Source organism: Pantoea sp. X-Soil-OKNW-556 (assembly GCF_059730695.1).
In genome coordinates this window covers 1,700,945-1,713,863 of record NZ_AP035990.1, presented here as the reverse complement: position 1 = coordinate 1,713,863, position 12,919 = coordinate 1,700,945, and the positions used below count along the sequence as shown (strand labels likewise).

General features: G+C 54.7%; 11 protein-coding genes. 2 read left to right on the top strand and 9 right to left on the bottom strand.

What is annotated here, in order from left to right:
• Positions 1-121: 121 nt before the first annotated feature.
• From fabG to yceD, 6 genes are read right to left on the bottom strand one after another with little or no spacing between them, the layout of a single operon-like run.
• The gene (fabG, locus tag AC6I8T_RS07915) at positions 122-856 is read right to left on the bottom strand and encodes a 3-oxoacyl-ACP reductase FabG (protein ID WP_021185603.1); all 735 of its coding nucleotides are present in this window, start codon (positions 854-856) and stop codon (positions 122-124) included.
• 10 nt (positions 857-866) lie between these two features.
• Complete coding sequence (gene fabD, locus AC6I8T_RS07910; protein WP_497834284.1) at positions 867-1,799, bottom strand: ACP S-malonyltransferase; 933 nt, start codon at positions 1,797-1,799, stop codon at positions 867-869.
• Positions 1,800-1,814: 15 nt separating this feature from the next.
• A complete protein-coding gene (locus AC6I8T_RS07905; protein ID WP_021185601.1) occupies positions 1,815-2,768 on the bottom strand; it encodes a beta-ketoacyl-ACP synthase III in 954 nt (317 codons plus the stop codon).
• The gene (gene plsX / locus AC6I8T_RS07900) at positions 2,769-3,809 is read right to left on the bottom strand and encodes a phosphate acyltransferase PlsX (protein WP_021185600.1); all 1,041 of its coding nucleotides are present in this window, start codon (positions 3,807-3,809) and stop codon (positions 2,769-2,771) included.
• Positions 3,810-3,835: 26 nt separating this feature from the next.
• On the bottom strand, positions 3,836-4,006 hold the full coding sequence (gene rpmF, locus AC6I8T_RS07895) for a 50S ribosomal protein L32 (RefSeq protein ID WP_013508656.1): 171 nt from the start codon (positions 4,004-4,006) through the stop codon (positions 3,836-3,838).
• A gap of 14 nt (positions 4,007-4,020) precedes the next feature.
• On the bottom strand, positions 4,021-4,542 hold the full coding sequence (gene yceD / locus AC6I8T_RS07890; RefSeq protein WP_021185599.1) for a 23S rRNA accumulation protein YceD: 522 nt from the start codon (positions 4,540-4,542) through the stop codon (positions 4,021-4,023).
• Positions 4,543-4,682: 140 nt separating this feature from the next.
• On the opposite strand from yceD, the gene AC6I8T_RS07885 reads away from it, so the two are divergent.
• Positions 4,683-5,267 carry a Maf family protein gene (locus AC6I8T_RS07885; RefSeq protein ID WP_208725243.1) on the top strand — a complete coding sequence of 195 codons (585 nt, stop codon included), beginning with the start codon at positions 4,683-4,685 and terminating at the stop codon, positions 5,265-5,267.
• An 11-nt stretch (positions 5,268-5,278) separates the two neighbouring features.
• Here the strand turns inward: AC6I8T_RS07885 and rluC are convergent, their stop codons facing one another.
• On the bottom strand, positions 5,279-6,235 hold the full coding sequence (gene rluC, locus AC6I8T_RS07880; RefSeq protein ID WP_208725242.1) for a 23S rRNA pseudouridine(955/2504/2580) synthase RluC: 957 nt from the start codon (positions 6,233-6,235) through the stop codon (positions 5,279-5,281).
• 573 nt (positions 6,236-6,808) lie between these two features.
• Here rluC and rne point away from each other — a divergent pair.
• Positions 6,809-10,021 carry a ribonuclease E gene (gene rne, locus AC6I8T_RS07875; RefSeq protein ID WP_497833685.1) on the top strand — a complete coding sequence of 1,071 codons (3,213 nt, stop codon included), beginning with the start codon at positions 6,809-6,811 and terminating at the stop codon, positions 10,019-10,021.
• Between the two features lie 205 nt (positions 10,022-10,226).
• On the opposite strand, the gene flgL is transcribed toward rne, so the two are convergent.
• Positions 10,227-11,189 carry a flagellar hook-associated protein FlgL gene (gene flgL, locus AC6I8T_RS07870; RefSeq protein ID WP_021186014.1) on the bottom strand — a complete coding sequence of 321 codons (963 nt, stop codon included), beginning with the start codon at positions 11,187-11,189 and terminating at the stop codon, positions 10,227-10,229.
• A gap of 19 nt (positions 11,190-11,208) precedes the next feature.
• Positions 11,209-12,852, bottom strand: coding sequence for a flagellar hook-associated protein FlgK (gene flgK, locus AC6I8T_RS07865; protein WP_208725240.1), 1,644 nt, complete (start codon positions 12,850-12,852; stop codon positions 11,209-11,211).
• Positions 12,853-12,919 lie beyond the last annotated feature (67 nt).

Sequence of the window (12,919 nt, the reverse complement as noted above, 5' to 3'; positions counted from 1 at the left end):
CGATGGTTTTCGTAGTGTATAAAATGTTGAAAAAGATGCAACAAAATCCCGGCTGGTCGAACCACGATTTTACGCTATTCTGCGGTTTTTACCGCGAATAATGCAAATTATTTCGTGATTATCAGACCATGTACATACCGCCATTGACGTGTAGCGTCTCACCCGTGATATAGGCGGCTTCGTCAGAGGCTAAGAATGCAACAGCATTGGCGATTTCCTGCGGATCACCTAAGCGACCTGCTGGAACTTCCGCCAGAATGCCCGAGCGCTGATCTTCGTTCAGTGCACGCGTCATGTCCGTTTCAATAAAGCCCGGAGCCACGACGTTTACGGTAATGCCACGGGACGCGACTTCTCGCGCCAGTGATTTGCTAAAGCCAATCAAACCTGCTTTTGCTGCTGCATAGTTTGCCTGGCCCGCGTTACCCATGGTTCCAACTACAGAACCGATGGTAATGATACGGCCCACACGTTTCTTCATCATGGCACGCATAACCGCCTTCGAGAGACGGAAAACTGACGTCAGGTTGGTATCGAGGATATCCGCCCATTCATCGTCTTTCATGCGCATCAGTAAATTATCACGCGTAATGCCTGCATTATTGACTAAAATGTCCACTTCGCCAAATTCTGCGCGCACTTTCTCGAGCACACTCTCAATGGAAGCAGGATCGGTCACGTTCAACAGCAGACCTTTACCACTGTCGCCGAGGTAAGCACTGATTGCCTCCGCGCCGCTCTCGCTGGTGGCAGTTCCCACCACTTTGGCACCGCGTGCCGCCAGCGTTTCCGCAATGGCGCGACCAATACCGCGGCTCGCGCCGGTAACCAGCGCAACTTTACCTTCAAAGCCCATGATTTTCCTCTTATTCCTGGCTAAGCGCAGCAGTCAATGAAGCAGGATCGTTCACTGCGGCTGCGGTCAGGGTATCCACAATACGTTTAGTGAGACCGGTCAACACTTTACCCGGACCAATCTCCAGCAACTGAGTCACGCCTTGCGCGGCCATAAACTCAACTGCTTCTGTCCAGCGTACCGGACTGTACAATTGACGCACCAGCGCGCTACGAATCGCCTCGGCTGAGGTTTCACACTGCACATCAACGTTGTTAACCACCGGGACTGACGGGCTATTAAAGTTGATCGCTTCCAGTGCCACCGCCAGTTTCTCTGCCGCTGGCTTCATCAGCGCGCAGTGAGATGGCACGCTGACCGGTAACGGCAGCGCACGTTTCGCCCCTGCGGCTTTACAGGCAGCGCCTGCACGCTCAACGGCTTCTTTGTTACCCGCAATCACCACCTGGCCTGGCGAGTTAAAGTTAACCGGCGACACCACCTGGCCTTGCGCACTCTCTTCACAGGCTTTACGAATGGCGGCATCATCAAGTCCGATAATCGCCTGCATCGCGCCAGTGCCTTCCGGCACCGCTTCCTGCATCAGTTTGCCACGCAGCTCAACCAGTTTGATGGCATCGGCAAAATTCAGTACGCCCGCACAGACCAGCGCTGAGTATTCACCCAGACTGTGGCCGGCCATGATGGCAGGTTGAGGCGCATTTTTGCTCTGCCAGACGCGATAAATCGCAACTGAAGCCGCCAGCAACGCGGGCTGTGTCTGCCAGGTTTTGTTCAGTTCCTCAGCCGGCCCCTGCTGAACCAACTGCCATAAGTCATAACCCAGTGCGTCTGAAGCTTCACGGAAAGTAGCCTCTACCTGCGGGTATTCAGTGGCCAGGTCAGCCAGCATGCCCACAGTCTGTGATCCCTGTCCGGGGAACACAAAAGCAAATTGCGTCATCATTCGTTCCTGTAATCAAAAGCGAACCAGCGCGGAACCCCAGGTGAAACCACCACCAAAGGCCTCCAGCAGAATCAGTTGTCCCGGTTTGATGCGACCATCACGTACCGCTTCATCCAGCGCACTGGGTACAGAAGCCGCAGAGGTGTTACCGTGACGATCCAGCGTCACCACCACTTTGTCCATGCCCATACCGAGTTTTTTCGCCGTGGCGCTGATAATGCGCAGATTAGCCTGATGCGGCACCAGCCAATCGAGCATTTCGCGATCGAGATTGTTGGCCTGCAAGGTTTCATCCACAATATGCGCCAGTTCAGTAACCGCCACTTTGAAGACTTCGTTGCCTGCCATCGTCAGGTAAGCAGGTTGATCCTGTTGCTCGCGGTCCTGATATGGCAGCGTCAGCAGTTTACCGTAACGACCATCCGCATGCAGATGGGTAGAAAGAATGCCCGGTTCGCTGCTCTGGCCCAGAACCACCGCACCCGCGCCATCACCGAACAGAATGATGGTGCCACGATCGGCAGGATCAAGCGTGCGTGCCAGTGCATCCGCACCGATCACCAGCGCATGTTTCACTGCGCCATTTTTGATGTACTGATCGGCTACGCTCAGGGCATAGGTAAAACCTGCGCACGCGGCTGCAAGGTCAAACGCAGCACAGTCGTTGATCTCCAGCATTTGCTGGATCATGCAGGCCGAGCTTGGGAATGCGTGGCTCGAAGAGGTGGTCGCCACAATAATCAGACCCACGTCACTCGCCGCAACGCCCGCCATTTCCAGCGCGCGCTGTGCTGCCGAAAAGCCCATTGTGGCGACAGTTTCATCCGGCGCAGCAATGCGGCGTTCACGGATGCCGGTACGGGTGACAATCCACTCGTCCGAAGTTTCCACCATTTTTTCCAGATCCGCGTTGGTACGTACCTGGCTGGGCAAATAACTGCCCGTACCGAGAATTTTGGTAAACATCTACGCTTTGTCACTCCTGGCTAATACAGTGTCCAGGCGCGCAGCAATCCGTTCCGGGACTTGCCGCCGCACCGCCTGCTCTGCCTGTTCTATCGCTACGGCAAACGCACGTTGATTCGCCGCGCCGTGGCTCTTGATCACCGTTCCGCGCAATCCTAACAGACAAGCGCCATTATACTGGTCGGGGTTGAGGTGACCGAAACGCTTCGCCAGACGCTTTTGGATCCAGCGCCCCAGCCACTTCAGCCACCAGGCCCGTTTTTTTCCTTCCCCTGACGATTTAAGCAGCGAAAGAAACATTCTTACCACACCTTCCATCGTTTTCAGCGTGACGTTGCCAACAAAGCCATCGCAAACCAGCACATCCGTTTTGCCGGTGAGGAGATCATTCCCCTCAAGGTAACCAATATAGTTGATCTGCGGGGATTCCCGCAGCACCGCCGCTGCTGTGCGGATGGCTTCCAGACCTTTGGTCTCTTCCTGGCCGATATTGAGCAACGCAACGCGCGGCTGGTTAATGGCAAGCACTTCTTCGGCGACCACCGCACCCATCACCGCAAATTGCACCAACATTTCACTGTCGGACTCTACGTTGGCGCCCAAATCCAGCACCACCGTTTTGCCGTGCTGCTGATGTGGCAGAACGGTCATCAGCGCCGGGCGCTCAATGCCATCCAGCGGCTTGAGCAACAATTTGGCTAACCCCATCAGCGCGCCGGTGTTCCCCGCGCTGACACAGGCTTGTGCCTTACCCTCTTTCACCAGCTCCAACGCGATACGCATGGAACTGCCGCGACTGTTACGAATCGCCTGTGAGGGTCTGGCATCACTTGCAATAACCGATTCGGCAGGGATCACCTGCACACGCCCCGCTACAGAGGAATCCGCTTTGGCAAGTAATGGCATGATTGTGTCGGGATTACCGACCAGAAGGAGAACCAGGTGCGAATGAGAGGCCAGTGCCTGCAAGGCTGCAGGCACTGTCACGCAGGGACCGAAATCCCCGCCCATGGCATCTATCGCCAGGGTCAAACGTGTCAAAGTATCGCCTTGCGTAACCGCAAGAATTACTTAGCGATAACCTTGCGACCGCGGTAGTAACCATCCGCAGTGATGTGGTGACGCAGATGAGTTTCGCCAGAAACTTTATCTACAGACAGAGTGGTGGTGGTCAGAGCATCATGAGAACGACGCATACCACGCTTAGAACGGGTGGGTTTATTCTGTTGTACGGCCATGGACCTTACTCCTATTACTTACGCTTTAAACTGGCTAATACGGCAAATGGATTTGGTTTTTCTGCCTCTTCAGGCAACTTACCAAAAACCATGTCCGCGTCGGACACTTCACAGTGTTCAGAATCATGCACCGGAACCACCGGCAGTGCGAGGATGATTTCATCTTCAATCACCGCCAACAGATCGATTTCGCCAAAATCATCGACATCGATCGGTTCGTAGGCTTCCGGCAGTGCTTCGGCCTGCTCTTCAGTAGAGACAGGACTGAAGCAATAGCTTACGTGAACCTGATGCGGAAACGGCTGGTTGCAGCGCTGACATAACAACGTTACCTGCACATCCGCTGTTCCTTGCAGAACCGCGAGGCGCTGGTTGTCAACCGCAAACGACATGGCACATTCCACATCACTGTCCACACTCACGACCGAGTCGGCCACGCGCGCCACCAATTCAGGCGAATAAACACCATGATAATCAAGGCGTTTTTGCGCAGCGCGTACCGGATCGAGCGTCAGGGGTAATTTTACCTTTTGCATAGGGCGCGAATATTAACTTTGTAACGTCATAGAGTCAAAGAAAAAGGCCGTTTTACAGCATCTTTCACCCGTTAGTCGCATCCAGTGCGGCGCACAGTTTAAAATGACTGTCTCCTTTACGCTATCTATTCTGCAAAAAAATGACGACATCGCTGGTTTTAGCTTCAACCTCACCCTTCCGCCAGGCTTTATTAAGTAAGCTTGGCCTGCCTTTTCTCTGCGCGGCACCGCACACCGATGAGACGCCGCAGCCCGGTGAAGCGGCAGATGCGTTGGTACAACGCCTCGCGCTGGCGAAAGCCAGGGCGCTGGCGGCCGACTATCCGGATCGCTGGATCATCGGTTCCGATCAAGTCTGCGTGCTGGACGGACAGATCACCGGTAAGCCGCACACGGAAGAAAACGCGCGCAAGCAACTGTCTGCCGCCAGTGGCAAAGCCATCACCTTCTATACCGGCCTGGCGCTCATCCAACCGCAAAGCGGGCAGCAATTTCTCTGCTGTGAACCCTTCACCGTCCATTTTCGCACGCTGAGTGCAGCCGAAATTGCCGGATATGTTGCCAAAGAACAGCCACTGCAATGTGCAGGCAGCTTCAAAAGCGAAGGCCTTGGCATTTGTCTGTTTGAACGGCTGGAAGGACGCGATCCCAATACCTTGATTGGGTTGCCGCTGATTGCGCTGAATGGGATGTTACGAGAAGCGGGCATCAACCCCTTGTGTTGATGCCCGTGACGTTACGCCTTTTTCTGGCGTAACTGCGACAGGCAATGCTTCAAAGCGCCGTCCAGCGGCGCTTCCATCCGCAACATCTCACCGGTATTGGGATGGGTAAACGTCAACGCCGCCGCATGAAGGAACAGACGGGAAAGTCCGGTCGGTGCCAACTGGCGTTCAAATTCCCGATCGCCATAACGATCGTCAAACGCGATGGGATGGCCCGCATGCAAAGTATGCACACGAATTTGGTGAGTGCGGCCAGTGACCGGGCTGGCTTTTACCAGGGTGGCAAAGCCAAAACGCTCTTCCACTTTAAACCGTGTCTCCGAAGGTTTACCTTCCGCGCTGACGCGCACCACGCGCTCACCGCTTTGCAGGATATTCTTCAGCAACGGTGCCTGTACCACTTTCAGGTGGGATGGCCAGTCGCCACGCACCAGCGCCAGGTAATCTTTTTGCATGCCTTTGTCGCGAAGCTGTTCGTGCAGGGAACGCAGTGCCGAGCGTTTCTTCGCAACCAGCAAGATACCCGAGGTGTCGCGATCGAGACGATGCACCAATTCGAGAAAACGCGCTTCCGGGCGCAACGCACGCAAACCTTCAATCACGCCAAAACTTAAACCGCTGCCGCCATGTACGGCGGTGCCGGAAGGCTTGTTCAGGACCAGCAGATAATCATCCTCATACAGGATGGCGTCAGCCAGTGAAGCCACTTTCTCCAGCTTCGGCGAGACAGTCTGCTCTTCACGTTCCGCAACCCGTACGGGTGGAATACGGATCTCATCGCCCTCTTCCAGCTTATATTCAGGTTTGATGCGTTTTTTATTTACCCGCACTTCCCCTTTACGCAGGATGCGATAAATCATACTTTTCGGCACACCCTTCAATTGGGTGCGCAAAAAGTTATCGATACGTTGTCCGGCATTTTCAGCCGTAATGGCGACAAATTGTACGCCGGGATTCTCAGTTTTCATGGCGGCGATTCTAAATAGTGTCCCCGGATAGCGCCACCCCTTTTTCTGTGCTTAACTCTCTGGTTGTCGCGGCGCTAAAGAGTCGAAATGCTGACTTTTTCAACAATGCGATGATAACCCCTGCAAATGAACAGGTTAAGGATGAATAAACTTCACAGCTCGGCAAAAGTCGCCTTGCTATATGTTGGTGAGCAATGGAATAATGCAGGGGTTTCTGTCCTGGAAAGATTCAGGCAGAAAAAAGAGCGAAATAAGTCATTTTGCCGGATTAAACGGACACGCAGCAATGGCGTAAGACGTAATGTTAAATCAGGCACTTAGCGGGCTGCGGGTTGCAGCCAGGACGACAGACTGGGATGTGTGGATTTTTGAATACTCTGTAGCACTTCCACCTTCAGGCGCTGGATTTCCTTATGAAAAACAGGCCACCGACAAGATTTGCGCCCCTTTAGCCGCCGACAACCGTGAGGTTGACGTCTGTGCATTAAAGACACGGGGCCATCGGTTGATTCTCGTCCAGGGTAACGATGCCCGCAGCTTTGTCACTCATGAGAGAATAACGAGTAAGTCACGATGAAAAGAATGTTAATTAACGCAACTCAGCAGGAGGAGTTGCGCGTTGCCCTGGTTGATGGACAACGTCTGTACGATCTGGATATCGAAAGCCCCGGACACGAACAGAAAAAAGCCAACATCTACAAAGGTAAAATCACCCGTATTGAACCCAGCCTGGAAGCTGCGTTTGTTGATTACGGTGCTGAGCGTCACGGTTTTCTCCCTCTGAAAGAAATTTCCCGCGAATATTTCCCCGCCAGTTACAACGCGCACGGACGTCCCAATATTAAAGATGTTCTGCGTGAAGGTCAGGAAGTCATCGTTCAAATTGATAAAGAGGAGCGTGGTAATAAAGGAGCAGCACTGACCACCTTTATTTCACTGGCCGGTAGCTACCTGGTGCTGATGCCGAACAACCCGCGTGCGGGTGGCATTTCGCGCCGTATTGAAGGCGATGATCGCACCGAACTGAAAGAAGCCCTGTCAGCGCTGGAACTGCCGGAAGGCATGGGCCTGATTGTGCGCACCGCTGGCGTTGGCAAATCCGCCGAGTCGTTACAGTGGGACCTTAGCTTCCGTCTGAAACACTGGGAAGCGATCAAAAAAGCCGCTGAAAGCCGCCCGGCACCTTTCCTGATCCATCAGGAAAGTAATGTGATCGTGCGCGCCTTCCGCGACTATCTGCGTCAGGATATCGGTGAAATCCTCATCGATAACCCGAAAGTCCTCGAACTGGCGCGTCAGCATATCGCTGCGCTCGGTCGTCCGGACTTCAGCAGCAAAATCAAGTTGTACACCGGTGAAATCCCGCTGTTCAGCCACTACCAAATCGAATCGCAGATTGAATCTGCTTTCCAGCGTGAAGTGCGTCTGCCATCTGGCGGCTCTATCGTCATTGACAGCACTGAAGCACTGACGGCGATTGATATCAACTCAGCACGCGCGACGCGCGGTGGTGATATCGAAGAGACGGCGTTCAATACCAACCTCGAAGCGGCAGACGAAATCGCTCGTCAGCTGCGTCTGCGTGACCTCGGTGGTCTGATTGTTATCGACTTCATCGATATGACGCCGGTACGCCACCAGCGTGCCGTGGAAAACCGTCTGCGTGAAGCGGTACGTCAGGATCGTGCACGTATTCAAATCAGCCATATTTCACGCTTTGGTCTGCTGGAGATGTCACGTCAGCGCCTCAGCCCATCACTGGGCGAGTCCAGTCATCACGTCTGCCCACGCTGTAGCGGCACCGGCACCATCCGTGATAACGAATCGCTGTCGCTGTCTATTCTGCGTCTGATTGAAGAAGAAGCGCTGAAGGACAACACCAAAGAAGTCCACGCCATTGTGCCGGTTCCGGTCGCTTCCTACCTGCTGAACGAAAAACGTGATGCAGTCAGCGCCATTGAGAAGCGTCAGGGTGGCGTGCGCGCCATCATCGTACCGAACGATCAGATGGAAACGCCGCACTACTCCGTGTTGCGCGTGCGCAAAGGCGAAGAGACGCAAACGCTGAGCTACCACCTGCCGAAACTGCATGAAGCAGAAATGGCACTGCCTTCCGAAGAAGAGCAGTCAGAACGTCGTCGTCCTGAGCAACCTGCCCTCGCCGCCTTTGTGATGCCGGATGCACCGCCTGCACCGGTTGAAGTGGCAGAAGAGAGCAAGCCTGCGGTGAAAGCTGAGCCGAAGAAGGCCAGGACAACCGACACCGTCGCAGCACCGGCTGCGTCAACCGGCTTTATGGCACGTCTGCTGGGTGGATTGAAAAAACTGTTTGTTGGTGATGCACCGGCGACTACGCCGGAAGCCAGCGAGAAACAGGAAAGCAAAGCAAACGCTGATGAAAACGGTCAACAGCGTGGCGATCGTCGCAACAACCGCCGCAATAACCGTCGTGAACGCACTCCGCGTAACGCTGAAAATGCGCCGGGACGTGAAGCACGCGAGCCGCGTGAGCCACGCGAAGCGCGTGAAACCACCGAAAACCGCCGCAATAAACGCCAGAACGAGCCGCGTGAAGAACGCAGCCCGGCACAAAGCGAAGAAGCACGCCAGCAACGCGAAGAGCAGCAACAACAGCGTCGCGAACAACGTGCGGAACGCCAGCGTCGTCGTCAGGAAGAGAAACGCGCCCAGCAGCAGGAACAGAAAGCCGCTGAGCCGGTGGTGCAGGCTGAAATCGTTGATGAGGCAGCGCAGGAAGAAGAACGTGTTCAGGTCATGCCGCGTCGTAAACAACGCCAACTGAGCCAGAAAGTGCGTTTTGGTGATGAAAGCGAAGCGACAACCGAGAACGTTATCGCTCCGGTTGAAACTGCGCCGCGTGCAGTCGCTAATGAAGAACCGGAAGCGGTCAATGATGATCAGGATGACGTTGATAACCGTGACAGCGCCAATATGCCGCGCCGTTCACGTCGTTCACCGCGCCACCTGCGTGTCAGCGGTCAGCGTCGTCGCCGTTACCGTGATGAGCGCTATCCGACCCAATCTGCAATGCCTCTGGCTGCGGCTTCGGCTTCACCGGAAATGGCCTCTGGCAAAGTCTGGGTACGTTATCCGGTTGCACAAACCAATGAAGAACTGGTCACACAGGATGCACTGAACGAGACGCCGGATTACAGCCGCGAAGAGACGGCCGCTGCCGTTGCTCTGCCTGCCAGCGTTGAGCCAGCCCAGGAAGTGGTTGCTGAGCCAGTCGTCGAAGTAGTGGAACCGCAGGCACACACCGACGTTCCGGTAGTGAACACCGATGACACCCGTCCGATTGAATCTCCGGTCAATGAAGAACCGACCGTGATTTCAGCGGCGGATGAAGCGGTTGCCGAAGTAACCGCCGCGCAGGCCGAACCGGTGGTTGATATTGCTGCTGAGGTCAACGAAGCCGTAACCGCTGCCATCGAAGCACCTGCTCAGGTGGCACCGGAAGTGACTGCGCCAGTGGAAGAGGTACTGTCCACGCCGGTTGCCGCAGAAGCGCAGCCAGCGCCAGTTGCGGAACCTGATGCGCCAGTCGCCGCTCACGCTACCGTGGCCAACAACGCAGAAACCCGCTGGAAGCATTATGCTTCGGCACCGATGACCAAAGCACCGGCACCGGCATGGGAACCTGAACCGGCTCGCCATAGCGATTGGGTACGTCCACCGTTTGCCTTTGCGGGCCGTGGATCGGCTGGCGGTCATAGCGCCACACAGCAGGCGACCGCACCGGCAACCAAGCCAGAAAGCGTCTAAGTTAGCGCTACGTCACACAGCAAACCCCGGCCAGTCCGGGGTTTTTTATTTGTATCTATCCGTAGCGGCGCGATTTATCGCGCGGATTTTTCACGCATTGCGCGCTAAATCGCGCCGCTGCGGGCAAAAAAAATCCCACGGCCTGTGAGGGCAGTGGGAAAAAGCAAGCGCACCCGGTTTAAGTACGCTCAAATCTTCAGGTCAGTTACGAATTCAATTGGAACAGTGACATCTTCGACATCTGGGTAAAGACCGTGTAGGAGGCTTGCAACGCCGTCTGCTGCATGGTGTAGCTGGAGATAGCCGAGGTGTAATCCACATCCACCAGGTCACTCATTTGTGACGCCATAATGGTATCGCGGTCATCACCCTGCGCATCCAGCGTGTCCAGCTCAGACATTTTTGAGCCCACCGCAGAACGCACGCTCAGCACGTTGTTCAGTGAGTTGCTCAAACCACGGTTGGTCTTATCCATCGCATCCTGGAACGTTTGTTTGGTGGCATCGTCAGCGTTGTCCTGTGGCACTTTCAACGCGGCAATCGCACTGTCGAGCATATTGAACAGGTTAGTTTCACTGGCGCTACCGTCCGGCTCTGCTTTGGCGTTGCTGGTGATCGACATAAACACCGAAGTACCGGTATCGCCAACCGACATGGTGCGGCTGTCATCCACTTTTTGCGTAATCGGATCACTGCCGCCGACATAGGTCACGCCAGTGCCATCATCAGTGAATGGCTCGGTATCGGTTTGATAGCCGGCGAAAATATAGTTGCCGTTACCGTCTTTACTGTTAGCCAGCCCCAGCAATTGCGAGCGGATCCCTTCCAGTGACGTGGCGATCGAGGCACGGTCATCATCACTCAACGTACCGGTTGAACCCTGAACAATCAGGGTCTGCGCATCCTGAATGCTGCTGGTGACGCTGGAAAGCGTATTTTCTTCCATTGACAGACTCTGGTTGGCAAAGCTACGCGCAGTAGCGTACTGAGCGCTTTTGGCCTGAGTCTGCGACAACACCACAGCGCGCGAAGCCGCAATCGGGTCATCAGAGGGGTTAGTCACGCGGCGACCGCTGGAAAGCTGTTCACCGACTTTGAGCCAGGAAGCTTGCGAATCCGTGATACCGCGCACCTGCTGGTTAAAAATCATATTGGTACTAAGACGCATGGTTTTTTATCCTCTCTGCTTAGCCGAGGCTATCGATCAACGCGTTGAAAATGGTGCTGGCGGTTTGCAGCACCTGCGCGTTAGCCGTGTAATATTGCTGATATTTAGTCAGGTTGGCGTACTCTTCATCGAGGTTGACGCCCGAAATTGACTGCTGGCGATCACTTAACTGACTCACCACACTTTCCTGAGTGGTACTGGTGGTTTCCAGCGTGCTGGTTTTGTTACCCACCGTACTGACGATGCTGGCATACGCCTCGGCCAGGGTGGCGTTACCGTTCACCAGTTTGCTGTCCTGCAAATCCAGCAGTTTTTGCGCATTGGTATTATCGCTGGCACCATCTACGGCACCTGCCGCCGCAATCTGCGACTCATCGGTGATCGCCACTGACATATCACCAATCACGTTCTGCACCGGTTTTACCAGGAAGCTGTCTTTCGCCGCCGGCGTACCACTTACGGTTAACTGAAGACCATCAAAGCTCAGCGTGGTGTTACCATCGGCATCGGTTCCCTGCGTCGCCGTCACGCTAACGTTGTCCGACTGACGAGTCACCGACCAGTTGGTGCCGTCGTAGCTGACCGTGTAGTTTGAGGCTTTCAGCGCGCTGGTGTCGGTCCATTCCGCTGACAGTGAGGCACTGGAGGTATTCTTGGTGTTGCTCAGGACTTCCGGGCTGCCGATGTTAAAGAAATCAGTGCCCTGATCACCGTTGCTGTCATACCCTTCTTTATGGATGGTATTGAAGCTGGTAGCAAAGGCAGCGGCAAGCTGGCCGAGCTGGTTCTGAGCGGTATCCAAATCCTGGGTACGGAACGCCAGCAGACCACCCAACGAACCGGTTGTCAGGGTTTTCTCAGCAATTTCTACGTTACCCGCCTGCTTATCAACATAACCGACGGTGATACGTGAAGGGTCGCTGCTGGAAGGCATCGCCACCAGCGAAGTGGTTTTGCTGCCATTGACCAGCGTGGTGCTGCCCATTGAAACGATATAGCTGCCATCCTGCTGCGACACCGTGACACCGACGATATCATTCAGGCTGCTCACCAGTTGGTCGCGCTGATCCAGCAGGTCATTCGGCGCAGTGCCATCACCGGTAGTCAGTTTGGCAATCTGGGTGTTGAGGTTGGCAATCTGGCTGGTGTAGGTATTGATCTGGTCAACGCTGGAGGTGATATCGGTGTTGACGCTGGTCTGCATATTGGTCAGATATTGTGCTGTCGTCTGGAACTGGTTGACCAATCCCTGAGCATTACTCAGCATTGACTGACGCGCTGACGGATCGTCGGCGTTACTGACCACGTTTTGTACGTTGGTGAAGAAGTCCTGAATCGACGTTGACAGGCTGGTGGTCGAGGTTGATAACAGATCGTCAATATTTGAGATCTGAGAATATTGGGTATTTTGCGCATTATAGGTCGCACTGGCACTGCGTAACTGCGCAGTGATGAATTCATCATATTCACGCTGCACAGTCGTCACATTCACACCGTTACCGTAATAGCTGCCACCAGACAGGGTGCTGTTTGCCTGCCCCAGGATCGTCGTCTGGCGTGTATAACCCGCCACGGTATAGTTACTGATGTTGTTACTGGTGGTACTTAATGCGGCCTGTGCGGCGCTCAGCCCGCTCATCGCTGAGTTGATTATACTGGACATCTCGGTTCCTTAATTTCCCGTTCACCGGGCTGGCTGTCATCAGTGCGGTTACCGGGGCGATGAAACG

Coding starts and splice junctions, on each gene's coding strand:
- AC6I8T_RS07885 (WP_208725243.1), top strand. CDS start 4,683: ATGACGACATCGCTGGTTTTAGCTTCAACCTCACCCTTCCGCCAGGCT.
- fabG (WP_021185603.1), bottom strand. CDS start 856: ATGGGCTTTGAAGGTAAAGTTGCGCTGGTTACCGGCGCGAGCCGCGGT.
- flgL (WP_021186014.1), bottom strand. CDS start 11,189: ATGCGTCTTAGTACCAATATGATTTTTAACCAGCAGGTGCGCGGTATC.
- rpmF (WP_013508656.1), bottom strand. CDS start 4,006: ATGGCCGTACAACAGAATAAACCCACCCGTTCTAAGCGTGGTATGCGT.
- fabD (WP_497834284.1), bottom strand. CDS start 1,799: ATGACGCAATTTGCTTTTGTGTTCCCCGGACAGGGATCACAGACTGTG.
- AC6I8T_RS07905 (WP_021185601.1), bottom strand. CDS start 2,768: ATGTTTACCAAAATTCTCGGTACGGGCAGTTATTTGCCCAGCCAGGTA.
- rluC (WP_208725242.1), bottom strand. CDS start 6,235: ATGAAAACTGAGAATCCCGGCGTACAATTTGTCGCCATTACGGCTGAA.
- rne (WP_497833685.1), top strand. CDS start 6,809: ATGAAAAGAATGTTAATTAACGCAACTCAGCAGGAGGAGTTGCGCGTT.
- flgK (WP_208725240.1), bottom strand. CDS start 12,852: ATGTCCAGTATAATCAACTCAGCGATGAGCGGGCTGAGCGCCGCACAG.
- yceD (WP_021185599.1), bottom strand. CDS start 4,542: ATGCAAAAGGTAAAATTACCCCTGACGCTCGATCCGGTACGCGCTGCG.